This window comes from Streptomyces tritici (assembly GCF_048500665.1).
GTDB lineage: Bacteria > Actinomycetota > Actinomycetes > Streptomycetales > Streptomycetaceae > Streptomyces > Streptomyces tritici.
On sequence record NZ_CP183183.1, the window covers coordinates 4,929,850 to 4,945,793 of the forward strand.

A 15,944-nucleotide genomic window follows, 5' to 3' on the forward strand; every position below is an offset into this window, starting at 1 on the left:
ACCTTCAACGACATCGACCATAGACCTATTCCGTTCAACTTTCAACATCTCTGGCGGGAGGAATCCCGCGGTTCACCCGGACGGCCCGGAAGCGACATCCGCCCGGCCCCCACGCCCTCTGGCGGACGCGCGTAGAACTGCGGCACCATCTCCCTGCGCGTCACGCACCACCTGCACCGCCGTCCCCGTTCCGCACGGTCCACCGCAGGAGGCACCCGATGAAGCTCCGCTCCGTCCTGACCGCGTTCGCCCTGGTCCTCGGCGCCCTGTTCGCCCCCGGCTTCGGCGTCCTGGCGAGCGCCACCGACGCCCACGCCGTCACCAAGATCAGCCACGCCACCGCGACCTCGATGTTCCGCGAGGTCGGCATCACCTGGTCGTCGTCCGGCAACTGCTCGAACCGCTACAACTCCAGCTGCACGTCCTTCGAGCAGCTCAACCTCGCCACCGCCCAGGGCGCCCAGACCCTCAAGCGCGCCAGCGGCTGCGCCCTGAACATCACCGGCGGCACCGAGGTGGGCCACGCCAGCGGCACGTACTCCCACTGGAACGGCTACAAGCTCGACTACAGCAAGTACACCTGCGTCGGGAACTACATCCGGAACACCTTCACCTACATCGGCCTCCGCGGTGACGGCGCCCCGCAGTGGCGGTCCGGCTCCGGCAACATCTACGCCGACGAGGGCAACCACTGGGACGTGACCTACTACAACTGCGGCGGCTGCTGACCGAGCCGCCCCAACCGGCCCCCTCCGGCCGCCACTTGGACTAACCGGAGGGGGTTCTTGGACTGGAGGGGCCGCCGGGGCGCGCGTTCGTTGACGGTGCCCCGTCAGGCGGGCCAACTAGTGCGCATGTCCCTCCCCATGTCGCGAAGACTCCGTACGGCCTGCGCGCTCGCCACCGCCACCGCCGCCGTGTTCGCCCTCGCCGGACCCGCCCTGGCCGGCCCCGCGCCCGCCGCCTCCGGCACGGCGGACGCCGCGGTCATCGCCTCCGACCGGCTCACCGTCGCCGTCGCCGAGGACTTCCCCCGGGTCCTGTCGTACACCGACCGCGGCACCGGCGCCCGTCTCCTCGGCAGTACGAGCCCGGTCACCCGGGTCGTCCTCAACGGCACCGCCCACGCGGTCCGGGTCCAGGGCGCGCCCGTCGTCACCGCCGCCTCCGCCGCCTACACGCTCGTCTTCCCGGACCTGCCCGGCGTCGCGCTCGACGCGAGCCTGAGCGTCTCCGGCCGGGCCGTCACCTTCAAGGTGACCGCCGTCCGCGACACCGAGGCGTTCCGGGTCGGCACCATCGACATCCCCGGCCACGACCTCGTCTCCGTGGGCTCCGCCGACACCGGCGCCGAGACCGCCTTCACCCGGCTCGACCCCGACTCCACCCGCACCGCCGACGTGTTCGCCGACGTCACCGACGCCACCCCCGCCGAGACGGCGCCCGTCGGCGCGAGCTACGCGCTCGTCAACACCGCCGCCCTCGCCGCCGCCGTCGAGTCGAACTCCAGCTACGACAAGCCCTCCGGCGCCGGCGCCCGCGACGGCGCCCGCTTCTGGCACCAGGCCCGGAAGACCGCCACCGAGACCCGCGTCGGCGTCTGGTCCGGCCAGTGGACCTACCGCGGCGCCGGCGCGCCCCGGCCCGAGACCGGCGAGGACCTGCCCTGGGCCAAGGTCGTCGTCACCCCCGACGCCAACGCCGACGGGAAGACCGACTGGCAGGACGCCGCCCTCGCCTTCCCCGCCATCGGCGTCAAGGCGCCCGGCGGCGAGCACACCCCGGACCGGGTCATCGCCCACATCCCGTTCAACTTCGCCTCGAACGCCACCCACCCCTTCCTGCGCACCCTCGACGACGTCAAGCGCATCTCCCTCGCCACCGACGGCCTCGGCCAGTTCACGCTGCTCAAGGGGTACGGCTCCGAGGGCCACGACTCGGCCCACCCCGACTACGGCGGCAACTACAACAAACGGGCCGGCGGCCTCGCCGACCTCAACACCCTCCTCAAGGAGGGCCGGAAGTGGGGCTCCACCTTCGGGGTGCACGTCAACGCCACCGAGTCGTACCCCGAGGCGAAGAACTTCAGCGAGACCCTCGTCGACAAGACCAAGCCGGGCTGGAACTGGCTCAACCAGAGCTACTACATCGACCAGCGCCGCGACCTCAACAGCGGCGACCTGGCCCGCCGCTTCCAGCAGCTGCGCGACGAGACCGACCCCAACCTCAGCACCCTCTACATCGACGTCTACTACACGCACGGCTGGATCGCCGACAAGACGCTGCAGACGCTGCGGGCGCAGGGCTGGAACGTCGCCACCGAGTGGTCCGAGAAGTTCGAGCGCGCCTCGCTCTGGTCGCACTGGGCCAACGACCTGAACTACGGCGGCGCGACCAACAAGGGCCTCAACTCGCAGATCATCCGCTTCATCCGCAACGGCGAGAAGGACGTCTGGAACAACCACCCGGTCCTCGGCCAGACCGCCCTGGAGGACTTCGAGGGCTGGACCGGCGAGACCGACTGGAACCGCTTCTACGCCAACATCTGGCAGAAGAACCTGCCCGCCAAGTACCTCCAGCACCAGCGGATCACCCGCTGGGAGGGCAACGAGCTCGCCTTCACCGGCGGCGTCCGCGGCACCGTCGAGAACGGCCGCCGCACCTTCCACGAGCACGGCCGCAAGGTCCTCGACGGAGAGAGCTACCTGCTGCCCTGGGACGGCGGGACCAAGCTGTACCACTACAACAAGACCGGCGGCCGCACCAGTTGGGAGGTCCCCGGCACCGGCGCGTACACCGTGCACAAGCTCACCGACAACGGCCGCGTCAAGACCGGCACGGTCGTCCCCAGCCGCGGCCGGATCACCCTGACCGCCGAGCCCGGGCAGCCGTACGTGCTGTACCCCGCGTCCGCCGCGCCCGCCGCCCCCGACCCGCGCTGGGGCCAGGGCACCCCCGTCGCCGACCCCGGCTTCAACGACCGCGCCCTCGCCGCCTGGTCCACGGCCGGAACCGTCGCCCGGCACACCGACGACCAGGGCCGCAACAGCGCGCGGCTCACCGGGTCCGCCGCCGCCTCGGTCCGCCAGCAGGTGACCGGACTGACCCCGGGAGCCCGCTACACCGCCTCCGCCCTGATCGAGATCGAGCCCGGCAGGACCCGCCCGACCACCCTCTCGGTCGCCGGGAAGTCCGTCACCGTCCAGCGCTCGACGCTCCAGGACCGGGTCGCCGCCTCCGACTGGAACGACACCCGGATGCAGCGCGCCAAGGTCACCTTCACCGCGCCCGCCTCCGGCACCGCCGCGCTGCGGATCGAGGCCGCCGCGGGGAGTGCCGCCGCCGTCCGGATCGACGACGTCCGCGTCGTCGCCAACGACCCGGCGACCAAAGCCGGAGCGGCCGTGTACGAGGACTTCGAGGCCGTCGACCAGGGCTGGGGCCCGTTCGTCAAGGGAGACGCCGGCGGCACCACCGACCCGCGCACCCACATCGCCCAGCTGCACGCCCCGTACACCCAGTCCGGCTGGAACGGCAAGCTGATCGACGACGTCCTCGGCGGCGCGGAGTCCCTCAAGTCGCACGACGAGAACAGCGGGCTCGTCTACCGCACCGCTCCCTGGACGGTGCCGATGCAGGACGGCCGGCGCTACCGCGTCGAGTTCGACCACCAGTCCAGCCACGCCGGCGCCTACGAATGGGTCACCGGCTACGACCGGGCGAACGGCAACGGCTCCGTCGAGACCCGCCGCACCCCGATCGGCCAGCAGCGGACGACGGGCCGCTTCACGGAGACCGTCACCGCCGGCTGCGGCGACACCTGGACCGGGCTGCGCAAGCGGGCCGACGCCCCCGACGGCGCGGACTTCGTGCTCGACGGCTTCACCGTCACCGACCTCGGCCCCGCCCCCGAGAAGGCCGCCTGCGGCACCCTCGGGATCACCGCCGCGGAGACCTTGGAACCGGGCCGCGCCAACGAGGTCACCGCGGTCTTCGCCAACGACGAGGCGGCCGCCGCCGAAGGGGCCACCGCCGCCCTCGCCCTCCCCGACGGCTGGACCGCGGAACCGGCCGCACCCGTCGCCCTCGGCTCCGTCGCGGCCGGCGCGCGGGCCACCGCCACCTGGAAGGTCACCCCGCCCGTCGACGCCCCGTACCGCGCGTACCCGCTCGGCGCGAGTCTGACGTACACCGTCGGGGGAGAGGCCAGGAAGCTCACCGCCGCCGCCTCGGTCCGCACCCTGCCCCCGCCGCCCACCGCCGACGCCTGGGCGAGCGACCTGGAATGGACCTCGGCCGCCAACGGCTGGGGACCGGTCGAGCGCGACCTCTCCAACGGCGAGACCGGCATCGGCGACGGCGGGCCGCTGCGGATCGGGGGAGTGACGTACGCCAAGGGCCTCGGCACCCACGCCCCGGCCAAGGTCCGCTACTACCTGGGCGGCAGGTGCACCTCCGTCACCGCCGAGGTGGGCGTGGACGACGTCCAGACCAGCCGCGGCACCGTGCAGTTCAGCGTGCTCGCCGACGGGACCGAGAAGGTCAAGTCGCCCGTGCTCCGCGCGACGGACCCCGCCTGGTCGCTGACCGCCGACGTCACCGGCGCCTCGTACGTCGACCTCGTCGTCGGCGACGGCGGCGACGGGAACGGCAACGACCACGCCGACTGGGGGAACGCCCGCTTCCACTGCGCGGGTTGACGGGCAGAAAGCGCTTGCCGTGCTCATTGATTGCGTCGGACGACAGGCGCTAGAACCGGGCGCCAACGGTCTCCCCACCGTCCTCTCCAGGAGGCTCCCGTGCCCGTGCCCGCCCCCGCCACCGGCTGGTCCCGACGTTCCTTCCTGACCGCCACGGCGGCCACCACCGCCGCCGCGGCGGCCGGACTCGCCCTCCCTTCCCAGGCCGCCCACGCGGCCGAGGGCGAGTTCGCGACGCTGCGGCGGCGCTGGGTCGCCCTCCAGCTCGGCGCCGGCTTCGACGCCGGCGCCGAGCCGTACGCCTCCCGGCTCCGCGAGACGGGCGCGCTCGCCCGCACCTTCCGCGCCACCATGGCCCCGGCCGACACCTCGCTCTGGCCGGGCCTCGCCTTCGACCCGCCCTCCGGCATCACCGCCAGCTACAGCCGGCTGTGGACCATGGCCCAGGCGTACGTCCAGCCCGGCACCGGACTCACCGGCGACCCCGGCCTGCTCGCCGACACCGTCCGCGGCCTCGACCACCTCTCCGCCCGGATCTACCACCCCGGCACCACCCGCTACGGCAACTGGTGGGAGTGGCAGATCGGCAGCCCCCGCCTCCTGATGGACCTCGTCGCCACCCTGTACGAGCACCTCGGCCCGGACCGGATCGCCGCCGCCTGCGCCGCCGTCGACCACTTCATCCCCGACGCGATGCTCCGGAACTACAGCGGCACCTCCACCGGCGCCAACCGCGTCGACCTGTGCCGCTCCGTCGTGCTCCGCGGCATCCTCGGCGCGGACCCCGACAAGACCGCGCTCGCCCGCGACGCCCTCAGCCCGGTCTTCCCGTACGTGACCAAGGGCGACGGCCTCTACGCCGACGGCTCGTTCGTCCAGCACACCTGGGTCGCCTACTCCGGCACCTACGGCCAGGTCATGCTCGACGGCCTCGGCCGGCTCTTCGCCCTGCTGGCCGGCTCCTCCTACGCCGTCACCGACCCCCACCGGCAGATCGTCCTCGACAGCGTCGAACACGCCTACGCGCCGCTGATCTTCAACGGCCTGATGATGGACAGCGTCAACGGCCGCGCCATCAGCCGCGGCATGCCGCGCAACGACCCCCGCAACGTGATGCGCTCCGACCACTTCCACGGCCAGGGCGTCATCGCCGCGATCGCCCTGCTCGCCGGCGGCGCGAGCCCCGCCGAGCGCAGCCGCTGGCACGCCCGCGTCAAGGGCTGGATCGCCCGCGACACCGTCGCCCCGATCCTCACCGCGCCCCAGTTCGGCGTCGCCGACCTCGCCCGGCTGCACGCCGTCGCCGCCGACCCCGTGCCCGCCGCGCCGGAGCCCGTAGGCCACCGGCTGTTCGCGTCCATGGACCGCGCCGTCCACCGCCGCCCCGGCTGGGCCGCCAACATCTCCATGGCCTCCGCGCGGATCGCCCACTACGAGTGCGGCAACGGCGAGAACCCGCGCGGCTGGCACACCGGCGCCGGAATGCTCTTCTGGTGGGCTCCCGGAGGCGGCGCGGCGGACGCCCAGTACACCGACTGGTACTGGCCCACCGTCGACCCCTACCGGCTGCCCGGCACCACCGTCTCCACCAAGCGGCTCCCCGACCGGGCCGGCGGAGAGTGGGGCGCGCCGAAACCGGCCGTGACCTGGGTCGGCGGCACCACCGACGGCGAGTACGCGGCGATCGGCCAGCACCTCAAGGGTCTCGGCTCCACCCTGGAGGCCCGCAAGTCCTGGTTCTGCGTCGCCGACGCGATCGTCTGCCTCGGGGCCGGCATCACCGCCGCCGACGGCGTCCCCGTCGAGACCGTCGTCGACAACCGCTGCCTCGGCGAGAACGGCGCCCAGCGGTTCACCGTCGGCGACCGCTGGGCCCACCTCGAAGGCCACGGCGGCTGGATCCTGCCCGGCGGCACGGCCGCCCTGCGCACCCTGCGGGAGGACCGCACCGGCGCCTGGAGCGACATCAACACCACCAGCTCCACCGAACGCCGCACCCGCCGGTACCAGACCCTGTGGTTCGACCACGGTGTCGACCCCACCCGAGCGGAGTACGCCTATCTGGTGATGCCCGGAGCCTCCGCGCGCGCCCTCGCCGAACGCGCCGCGGATCCGGAGTGGCTGGAGATCCTCGACAACACCGCCGACCGGCAGGCGGTCGCCGTCCCCTCGCTGGGGCTGACCGCCGCGAACTTCTGGCGGGCCGGTACCGTGGGACGCCTGAGCACCACCGCCCCGGCGAGCGTGCTGCTGCGCCGGCTGCGCGACGAGGCGGTCCTGAAGCTCGCCGAGCCGCCCCGGACCGGGCAGCCGCTGGAGCTCGTCTGGGACCGCCCCGTCGCCCGCGTGCTCTCCCACGACCCCTCCGTCGAGGTGCTCGGCACCGGCCGCTCGCTGCGGTTGCGGATCACCCCCGGCACCGCGGGAGCCGTGCACGGCTGCCGGGTGGCGCTGCACTGACGTCACCCTGACTTCTGGAGGAACCCCACAAGGCCGGGGGGGCCCGACTGTCGTATCGGGCCCCCCGGCCCATGGTTCTGTCCAGCTCCACCAGGATTCGGCGCGCGAGACTGTACGGAGTCGACGGCGGGATTTTCTTGGCGCTCTTCGTAGGGTCGGTACATGACCGTTGTGGACCAGATCCCGAGCGAGCCGACCGACGCCCGAGGCCGCGTGGCCGAACTGCACGCCCTGCGCGAGCAGGCGCGGCGCGGCCCCAGCGACCGAGCGACCGAGGCGCAGCACGCCAAGGGCAAGCTGACCGCGCGGGAGCGGATCGAGCTGCTGCTCGACCCGGGTTCCTTCAACGAGGTCGAGCAGCTGCGCCGGCACCGCGCGCAGGGCTTCGGCCTGGAGGCCAGGAAGCCGTACACCGACGGTGTCGTCACCGGCTGGGGCACGGTCGAGGGCCGCACGGTCTTCGTCTACGCGCACGACTTCCGGATCTTCGGCGGCGCGCTGGGCGAGGCCCACGCCACCAAGATCCACAAGATCATGGACATGGCCATCGCGGCGGGCGCTCCGCTGGTCTCCCTCAACGACGGCGCCGGCGCCCGTATCCAGGAGGGCGTCTCCGCCCTCGCCGGCTACGGCGGCATCTTCCAGCGCAACACCCGGGCCAGCGGCGTGATCCCCCAGATCAGCGTCATGCTCGGCCCGTGCGCCGGCGGCGCGGCCTACAGCCCCGCCCTGACCGACTTCGTGTTCATGGTCCGCGAGACCTCGCAGATGTTCATCACCGGCCCGGACGTCGTCAAGGCGGTCACCGGCGAGGAGATCACCCAGAACGGCCTCGGCGGCGCCGACGTCCACGCGGAGACCTCGGGCGTCGCCCACTTCGCGTACGACGACGAGGAGACCTGCATCGCGGAGGTCCGCTACCTCCTGTCGATGCTCCCGCAGAACAACCGCGAGAACCCGCCGACCGTCGCCTCCGAGGACCCGGCCGACCGCCGCTCCGAGGTGCTGCTCGACCTGGTGCCCGCGGACGGCAACCGCCCGTACGACATGCACAAGGTCATCGAGGAGCTCGTCGACGAGGGCGACTACCTGGAGATCCACGAGCGCTGGGCCCGCAACATCATCTGCGCCCTGGCCCGGCTCGACGGCCAGGTCGTCGGCATCGTCGCCAACCAGCCCCAGACGCTGGCCGGCGTGCTCGACATCGAGGCCTCCGAGAAGGCCGCGCGCTTCGTCCAGATGTGCGACGCCTTCAACATTCCGATCATCACCCTTCTGGACGTGCCCGGCTTCCTGCCGGGCGTCGACCAGGAGCACGGTGGAATCATCCGCCACGGCGCGAAGCTGCTGTACGCGTACTGCAACGCGACCGTGCCCCGGATCTCCCTGATCCTGCGCAAGGCCTACGGCGGCGCATACATCGTGATGGACAGCCAGTCCATCGGCGCCGACCTGACCTACGCCTGGCCCACCAACGAGATCGCCGTGATGGGCGCCGAGGGCGCCGCCAACGTCATCTTCCGCAAGCAGATCGCGGAGGCCGAGGACCCGGAGGCCATGCGGACGCGCATGGTCAAGGAGTACAAGGCCGAGCTCATGCACCCGTACTACGCGGCGGAGCGCGGCCTCGTCGACGACGTGATCGACCCCGCCGAGACGCGCGAGGTCCTCATCAAGTCCCTCGCCATGCTCCGCACCAAGCACGCCGACCTGCCGTCCCGCAAGCACGGCAACCCGCCTCAGTAAGAGGAGCCCACCGAAGTGACCACACCTGCCGCAGCGAACCTGCTCCGCGTCGAGAAGGGCCACGCCGAGCCCGAGGAGCTGGCCGCGATCACCGCGATCCTGCTCGCCCGCGCCGCCGCCCAGCCCGCCGAGACCGCGCACCGCGGCCGCTCCACGGCCGGCTGGCGCCGCCTGGAGCGCGAGAACGGCTTCCGCGCCCCGCACAGCTGGCGCTGAGACGCCCGACCGCACGCACAGGGCCCGCTCCTTCGAGGAGCGGGCCCTTTCCGCATGCCCCGGCGCGAGGCGACGGCGGCGCACGGCGAAGGCCCCCGCACCGGGAACGGTGCGGGGGCCTTCGGATACCTCGACCCGTCCGGGACTACCGCAGGCGTGCCATGAGTGCGTGCTCGACGAGGGTGATGAGCGCGCTCTTGGCGTCCGCGCGGTGGCGGGCGTCGGTGGTGATGATGGGGGTGTCGGGGCCGATCTGCAGGGCCTCGCGCACCTCGTCCGGGGTGTAGGGCTGGTGTCCGTCGAAGCCGTTGAGGGCGATGACGAAGGGGAGCCCGCTGTTCTCGAAGTAGTCGACGGCGGGGAAGCAGTCGGCGAGCCGCCGGGTGTCGACGAGAACGACGGCGCCGATGGCGCCGCGGACCAGGTCGTCCCACATGAACCAGAAGCGGTCCTGACCCGGGGTACCGAAGAGGTACAGGATGAGGTCCTGGTCCAGGGTGATACGGCCGAAGTCCATGGCGACAGTCGTCGTCGTCTTGTCGCCGGTGTGCGTGAGGTCGTCGATGCCCGCGGACGCAGACGTCATGACGGCCTCGGTGCGCAGCGGGTTGATCTCGGAGACGGCGCCGACGAACGTGGTCTTGCCCACGCCGAAGCCGCCCGCCACCACGATCTTCGCGCTGGTGGTAGAACGGGCCGCGCCGCCGCTAGAGCTTGCGAAGTCCACTGAGCACCCTTTCGAGCAGTGTCACGTCTGGCTGGCCGCCCGCGGCCTCGTCGCCGCCGGGCTGGTGAATCGCGACGAGTCCGGCCTCCGCCAGGTCGGCGACAAGGATCCGGGCCACGCCAAGAGGAATGGAGAGAAGCGCCGAGATCTCCGCAACGGACTTGATCTCGAAGCACAGCCGGCAGATCCGCTGGTGCTCGGGCAACTGCCCCTGCAGCCGGGACGGATCGGCCGTGGTGGACACCAGCGCCTCGATGGCGAGCTGGTAACGCGGCCGGGTCCGGCCGCCGGTCATCGCGTACGGACGCACCAGCGGGTTGTTGGTACCGCCCTTCGCCGACGCGGCAGGCTCCGCGCGGCGTTGCGGAACCGACTGGGCGTAGGGCTGGGCCTGCGGCGGCTGCTGCTGGTAGGGCTGTCCGCCCTGTCTGCTGGGTGCGGAGGGAAAGTTGAAGCGGTTCTGCGCGGTCTCGCCCAACGGCTGATGCGCATCGTAACCGTCATAAGGGCGTCCGCCCGGGGGTGTTCCCACGTCTCCTCCTCCGACTGCCGTCGCGGTCCAAGTCCCTGTGGAACCGCGCCACCGCACCTTATGGTGCGGTGGCGTGAAACGCACAGTCTGTCTGCTGGTTGAGAACAGTTCTAATTGAGCAGGCTGCCCTGGAGCTCCGCGCGGAGATCCGGGGTGAGGACGGTGCCGGCCCGGTCGACGAGCAGCGCCATCTCGTAGCCCACGAGGCCGATGTCCGCCTCCGGGTGGGCGAGCACGGCCAGCGACGAGCCGTCCGAGATCGACATGATGAAGAGGAAGCCGCGCTCCATCTCCACGACGGTCTGGTTGACCGCACCGCCCTCGAAGATCCGGGACGCGCCCGCCGTCAGCGAGGTCAGTCCGGACGCGACCGCCGCCAGCTGGTCGGCGCGGTCCCGGGGAAAGCCCTCGGACATCGCCAGCAGGAGTCCGTCGGCGGAGACCACCACCGTGTGGGACACCCCGGGGGTGTTGTCCACGAAGTTGGTGATCAACCAGTTCAGATTCTGCGCCGCCTGGCTCATCGGGCTCACACTAACGCTCCTGGTTGTAGGTATTACCCGGGCCGAGGCCCGATCCGTTCGTGTCCGTTCCCGCCGTGCGCCCCTGCTGGACACCGCGGCGCAGGTTGCTCAACCTGCCCCGCACGTCCTCCGGAGCGCGGGAGACCTGAGGGCCGCCCTGCGGGGTCTGCTCCGCCGTCCCCTCGACCAGGTTGGCCTTGGGAACCCGCCGCGGAAGACCGGACGAGGTGACCCCGCCCGCCTTCGGCTTGCGGAGCTTCTCGGCCCGCTGCCAGCGCTCGTCGTTCGTCGAGCGCCAGTCGTCGGTGCCGTCGGCTTCGTTCTGCACCGGCTGCGGCTGGTGCACCGGCGGGGCCTGCTGCGGCGACTGCTGCTGCGGGGCCCGCGGCGGCGTGTTGCCACGGCGCGGCAGGCCGGCGTCGGTCATCGCGTGGCCGACGCTCGGAGAGGGACCCGGACGGTCGAAGCCTACGCTCTCGGGGGCCTGTTCGGGAGCGCCCTGAGCAGATTCCGATTCCGTTCCGTAAGGCTGCCCGTAGTCGCCCTGGTACTGACCCTGGTCAGCCCAGCCGCCCTGGTGAGCCTGGGGTTCGAACGAGTTGTCGTACTGCGGGGCGGAGGGCTCCCGGCCGTCGTACGAGGCTTCCGCATAGGCCTGCTCGGGGTAGCCGGCGGCCTGCTGGTCGTAGCCCTCGTAGCCGTCCTGCGCATACCCGTAGCCGTCCTGCTGCGGGGCCTGCCGGCCGTAGTCCTGACCGTAGTCCTGGCCGTACTCCTGACCGCCCTGCTCCTGCTGCGCGTAGCCCTGCTGCTCGGGCTCCGCCTCGTCGCGGTACAGCGGGTGTTCGCCGCCCTGCACCTGCGCCTCGAGGGCGGCACGCCGCTCCTCGCGCATCAGCGAGCGGTTGACCGGGTCGAGCGGCCGCTCCTCGCCCTGCTGCTCGTAGCGCGAGTCGTCGAAGCCGAGCTCGGCGGCGGTCCGCATCGGGGCGGCGTCGTACGCGGTCTGCTGCGGGATCATCTGCGAGACGGTGAAGTCGTCCTGCGGAAGCTCCGCGCCGCCGCCACCGTGGGTGATGGCGTCCGGGAGCATGACCAGCGAGGTCGTACCGGCCTGCTCGCCCGACGGGCGCAGCTGGACGCGGATGCCGTGCCGGTCGGCGAGCCGGCCGACCACGAACAGGCCCATGCGCTGCGAGACGGCGGCGTCCACGGTCGGCGGGTTGGCCAGCTTGTGGTTGATGTCCGCGAAGTCCTCGGCGGTCAGGCCGATGCCCTTGTCGTGGATCTCGACCATCACGCGGCCGTCGGGCAGACGGGTCGCGGTGACGCGGACCTTGGTCTGCGGCGAGGAGAACGTGGTGGCGTTCTCCAGGAGCTCGGCGAGCAGGTGCACGAGGTCGGTCACGGCCTGGCCGTGGATCTCGGCGTCCGGGACGCCCGCCAGCTCGATGCGCTCGTACTGCTCCACCTCGGAGGAGGCGGCGCGCATGACGTCGACCAGCGGCACCGGCTGGTCCCAGCGGCGGCCCGGCTCCTCGCCGGCGAGGACCAGGAGGTTCTCGCCGTTGCGGCGCATACGGGTCGCCAGGTGGTCCAGCTTGAAGAGGTTCTCCAGCTGGTCCGGGTCGGCCTCGTTGTTCTCCAGGTCGGTGATCAGGGTCAGCTGGCCCTCGATCAGCGACTGGTTGCGGCGCGACAGGTTGGTGAAGATCGCGTTGACGTTGCCGCGGAGCAGGGCCTGCTCCGCGGCGAGCCGGACGGCCTCGCGGTGGACCTGGTCGAAGGCGCGGGCGACCTCGCCGATCTCGTCCTGGGTGTCGATCGGGATCGGCTGGACGCGGGTGTCCACGCGGCCCGGCTCGGTGCGGGAGAGCTGGTCGACCAGCATCGGCAGGCGCTGCTCGGCGATCGCGAAGGCGGCGGTGCGCAGCTCGCGCATCGAGCGGCTCATCTGGCGGGCCATGAGGCCGGCCAGGATGAAGGCGGTGAGCAGGGCGAGGACGGTGATGCCGCCGATGACGTAGGCGTCGGTGGCGGCCTCGTCGGCGATGTCCGAGGCCTCGTTCACGGCCTTGTCGACGAGCTCGGTCTCGACGGTCTTGTACGCCTCGAACTTGGCGGTCGCGGCGCCCATCCAGGTCTGCGGGATGACGTCCTGCTGCTTGAGGTCCTTGATGTCGCCCGGGTTGGCGGCCTGACCGATGGCGGTGGCCATACCGGTGTAGACGGAGCCGTCGTCCTTGCCCCGCGGCGGGTTCATGCCGGCGGCCTGCAGCCGCTGGCCGCCCTCCTTGGCCGCCTGGGTCATGACCTCCTTGAGGCGGTCGAGGTCCGCCTCGGTGCCGCCGGACTGGTACTCGCCGAGGGCGATCTGCTCCAGGTAGTTGTACGACTTGAAGGCCACCGACTGCTCGGCGAACTTCGCCTTGTCCTTGCTGGGCCGGATCAGGAGGTGGGTGCCGATGGAGCGCTGCAGCGACGTGGCGGCCTTGGCCAGCGAGATGGCGTAGACGGTACGGCCGTAGCTGGTGACGTTGCCGGTGCCCAGACCGAGCTCGTTGGAGAACTCCATCAGGTAGTGCTGGACGGAGACGTACCCGACCTCGGTGTTCACCGGGTCGAAGTTCTTCGTGTACGCCGTCTCGCGCAGCTTCTGGAGGTTGGGCTCCGCGCGCTGGAACAGCTGCAGACGGCGCTCCAGGCCCTGGCCGGACGGGAGGTCCTTGACGGCCTCGTCGAACTTGGCCTTGGCGGCGTCGGTCTTCGCGTAGGCGCCCTTGACGTCCGGGTGGTCGGCGACCGCCGCGGGGTCGCCGGCGGCGAGCAGTACGGGGGCCGTCAGGTCGCGCTCGTCGAGCAGGGCGTTGCCGTACTCGGTGGCGGCGCGCACGATGAGCGCCGTCTTCTCGGCGTCCTGTGCTTCCTGCCAGGTGTCGATGGCTCCCTTGACCTGGAAACCACCCATGACCAGGCCGACGAGCACGGGTATGAGCAGGATCGCGTTCAGACGGGTCGGCACCCGCCAGTTGCGCGGGGACAGCTTGCTCGAGCTGCCGGCCCTGCTGCTGCCGGACGGGGGCGTTCCGGGCTCGTCCGCAGGCGATGCCGCAGTGCGCGGCGGCGGGGTGAAGTTGCCCCGCGCCTGCTGCTCTGCGGAGCTTTCCTTGCTTCGCCTCACTCGACCAACAACCTCTCGGCGTCGGCACCTACGTTGTGCCGTGTTTCGTTCAGGGCCGTACTACTCGGGAGTTCATGAATTGCAGCACGTGAAGCCGGTCCCTTCCAAACAGCCCGAGCGCCGCTTTTTCAGTGGTCCAGGCCTCAGATAAAACGGGCATAAAGAGCGAGCCCCGGCAAAAGGCGGGGCTCATGTGAGCGCAGCGGCACCGAGCGGATGCGTCGGGTGTCCGAAGGGCCCCGATTCTCTGTCGAAATGTTATGAACAAGGAGGCGGACCGTGTCTAAGGACACAGGCCGCCCCCAAGATCTCTACGACAACTGCCGTATGCGTTCTTCTACTTGAGTCGTGCCATGAGTGCGTGCTCGACGAGGGTGATGAGCGCGCTCTTGGCGTCCGCGCGGTGGCGGGCGTCGGTGGTGATGATGGGGGTGTCGGGGCCGATCTGCAGGGCCTCGCGCACCTCGTCCGGGGTGTAGGGCTGGTGTCCGTCGAAGCCGTTGAGGGCGATGACGAAGGGGAGCCCGCTGTTCTCGAAGTAGTCGACGGCGGGGAAGCAGTCGGCGAGCCGCCGGGTGTCGACGAGAACGACGGCGCCGATGGCGCCGCGGACCAGGTCGTCCCACATGAACCAGAAGCGGTCCTGACCCGGGGTACCGAACAGGTACAGGATGAGGTCCTGGTCCAGGGTGATGCGGCCGAAGTCCATGGCGACAGTCGTCGTCGTCTTGTCGCCGGTGTGCGTGAGGTCGTCGATGCCCGCCGAGGCGGACGTCATGACGGCCTCGGTGCGCAGCGGGTTGATCTCGGAGACGGCGCCGACGAACGTGGTCTTGCCCACGCCGAAGCCGCCCGCCACCACGATCTTCGCGCTGGTGGTAGAACGGGCCGCGCCGCCGCTAGAGCTTGCGAAGTCCACTGAGCACCCTTTCGAGCAGAGTCACGTCCGGCGTGCCGCCGGCCTCGCCGTTGCCCGGCTGGTGGATGGCCACCATGCCGGCCTCGGCCAGGTCGGCGACGAGGATGCGGGCCACGCCCAGCGGCATCGACAGCAGGGCCGAGACCTCCGCCACCGACTTCACCTCACGGCACAGGTGGCAGATCCGCTGGTGCTCCGGGAGCAGACTGGCGAGGTTCGCCGGGTCCGCCGTGGTGCTGACCAGTGCCTCTATGGCGAGCTGGTAGCGCGGCCGGGTCCGGCCGCCGGTCATCGCGTAAGGACGCACCAGCGGCTGGTCGCCCTCATGGCCGTACGACTCGTCGAGGGAGGCGCCGTACGGATCGTGAGAGGCGGTGGGCGGGGTCATGAATCCTCCGGGCGGGACAGCAAGCGGTCGACTGCCGTCTGTTGGGGCCGGTGGGGGGGCCGTGGGGCGGCCGGACGGTGGATGGTGCCTGGGGGAGCGGTACGGAGGGGCGCACCGCTCCGGTGCGCGGGGCGGACTAGTGGAGCAGGCTGCCCTGGAGCTCCGCGCGGAGATCCGGGGTGAGGACGGTGCCGGCCCGGTCGACCAGCAGCGCCATCTCGTAGCCGACGAGGCCGATGTCGCAGTCGGGGTGCGCGAGCACGGCCATCGAGGAGCCGTCCGAGATCGACATGATGAAGAGGAAGCCGCGCTCCATCTCCACCACGGTCTGGGCGACGGGACCGCCCTCGAAGATCCGGGACGCGCCCGCGGTCAGCGAGGTCAGTCCGGACGCGACCGCCGCCAGCTGGTCGGCGCGGTCACGGGGGAATCCTTCGGACATCGCCAGCAGGAGTCCGTCGGCGGAGACCACGACCGTGTGGGACACCCCGGGGGTGTTGTCCACGAAGTTCGTGATCAGCCAGTTGAGATTCTGTGCAGCCTGGCTCATC

The 15,944-nt window shown here is 71.3% G+C and carries 12 protein-coding genes; 5 read left to right on the forward strand and 7 right to left on the reverse strand.

The genetic code is table 11. The annotated features are described in order from the left end of the window. Window positions 1–218: 218 nt before the first annotated feature. The 5 genes from ACNJ93_RS22990 (at window position 219) to ACNJ93_RS23010 (ending at window position 9,122) form a co-directional block, all read left to right on the forward strand. Window positions 219–728 (forward strand): hypothetical protein, encoded by a 510-nt coding sequence (locus tag ACNJ93_RS22990; RefSeq protein ID WP_418959319.1) that lies wholly within the window; start codon window positions 219–221, stop codon window positions 726–728. A gap of 138 nt (window positions 729–866) precedes the next feature. Beyond that, on the forward strand, window positions 867–4,700 hold the full coding sequence (locus ACNJ93_RS22995) for an endo-alpha-N-acetylgalactosaminidase family protein (protein ID WP_418959320.1): 3,834 nt from the start codon (window positions 867–869) through the stop codon (window positions 4,698–4,700). Between the two features lie 99 nt (window positions 4,701–4,799). Beyond that, window positions 4,800–7,160: a polysaccharide lyase 8 family protein gene (locus tag ACNJ93_RS23000; RefSeq protein WP_418959321.1), complete on the forward strand. Its 2,361-nt coding sequence runs from the start codon at window positions 4,800–4,802 to the stop codon at window positions 7,158–7,160. A gap of 162 nt (window positions 7,161–7,322) precedes the next feature. Next, window positions 7,323–8,906, forward strand: a complete 1,584-nt coding sequence (locus ACNJ93_RS23005; RefSeq protein WP_418959322.1) for an acyl-CoA carboxylase subunit beta — start codon at window positions 7,323–7,325, stop codon at window positions 8,904–8,906. Window positions 8,907–8,921: 15 nt separating this feature from the next. Then, window positions 8,922–9,122 carry an acyl-CoA carboxylase subunit epsilon gene (locus ACNJ93_RS23010; protein ID WP_418959323.1) on the forward strand — a complete coding sequence of 67 codons (201 nt, stop codon included), beginning with the start codon at window positions 8,922–8,924 and terminating at the stop codon, window positions 9,120–9,122. Window positions 9,123–9,267: 145 nt separating this feature from the next. Here the strand turns inward: ACNJ93_RS23010 and ACNJ93_RS23015 are convergent, their stop codons facing one another. From ACNJ93_RS23015 to ACNJ93_RS23045, 7 genes are all read right to left on the reverse strand, one after another. Next, the gene (locus tag ACNJ93_RS23015; RefSeq protein WP_069978110.1) at window positions 9,268–9,849 is read right to left on the reverse strand and encodes a GTP-binding protein; all 582 of its coding nucleotides are present in this window, start codon (window positions 9,847–9,849) and stop codon (window positions 9,268–9,270) included. Further along, complete coding sequence (locus tag ACNJ93_RS23020; RefSeq protein ID WP_418959324.1) at window positions 9,830–10,381, reverse strand: DUF742 domain-containing protein; 552 nt, start codon at window positions 10,379–10,381, stop codon at window positions 9,830–9,832. Before ACNJ93_RS23020 ends, ACNJ93_RS23015 begins: the two co-directional genes overlap by 20 nt. Before the next feature lie 110 nt (window positions 10,382–10,491). Continuing rightward, entirely contained in the window at window positions 10,492–10,905 is a 414-nt protein-coding gene (locus ACNJ93_RS23025; RefSeq protein WP_026057603.1) for a roadblock/LC7 domain-containing protein, read from the reverse strand. 10 nt (window positions 10,906–10,915) lie between these two features. After that, complete coding sequence (locus tag ACNJ93_RS23030; RefSeq protein WP_418959325.1) at window positions 10,916–14,086, reverse strand: nitrate- and nitrite sensing domain-containing protein; 3,171 nt, start codon at window positions 14,084–14,086, stop codon at window positions 10,916–10,918. Window positions 14,087–14,423: 337 nt separating this feature from the next. Next, window positions 14,424–15,005, reverse strand: coding sequence for a GTP-binding protein (locus ACNJ93_RS23035; RefSeq protein ID WP_250334580.1), 582 nt, complete (start codon window positions 15,003–15,005; stop codon window positions 14,424–14,426). Continuing rightward, a complete protein-coding gene (locus ACNJ93_RS23040) occupies window positions 14,986–15,393 on the reverse strand; it encodes a DUF742 domain-containing protein (protein WP_418959326.1) in 408 nt (135 codons plus the stop codon). Before ACNJ93_RS23040 ends, ACNJ93_RS23035 begins: the two co-directional genes overlap by 20 nt. 136 nt (window positions 15,394–15,529) lie before the next feature. Then, window positions 15,530–15,943: a roadblock/LC7 domain-containing protein gene (locus tag ACNJ93_RS23045; protein ID WP_418959327.1), complete on the reverse strand. Its 414-nt coding sequence runs from the start codon at window positions 15,941–15,943 to the stop codon at window positions 15,530–15,532. Window position 15,944 lies beyond the last annotated feature (1 nt).

Bases quoted from the DNA above. Each gene is read 5' to 3' on its own strand.
- ACNJ93_RS22990 (WP_418959319.1), top strand. From the start codon at position 219: ATGAAGCTCCGCTCCGTCCTGACCGCGTTCGCCCTGGTCCTCGGCGCC.
- ACNJ93_RS22995 (WP_418959320.1), top strand. From the start codon at position 867: ATGTCGCGAAGACTCCGTACGGCCTGCGCGCTCGCCACCGCCACCGCC.
- ACNJ93_RS23005 (WP_418959322.1), top strand. From the start codon at position 7,323: ATGACCGTTGTGGACCAGATCCCGAGCGAGCCGACCGACGCCCGAGGC.
- ACNJ93_RS23025 (WP_026057603.1), bottom strand. From the start codon at position 10,905: ATGAGCCAGGCGGCGCAGAATCTGAACTGGTTGATCACCAACTTCGTG.
- ACNJ93_RS23040 (WP_418959326.1), bottom strand. From the start codon at position 15,393: ATGACCCCGCCCACCGCCTCTCACGATCCGTACGGCGCCTCCCTCGAC.
- ACNJ93_RS23045 (WP_418959327.1), bottom strand. From the start codon at position 15,943: ATGAGCCAGGCTGCACAGAATCTCAACTGGCTGATCACGAACTTCGTG.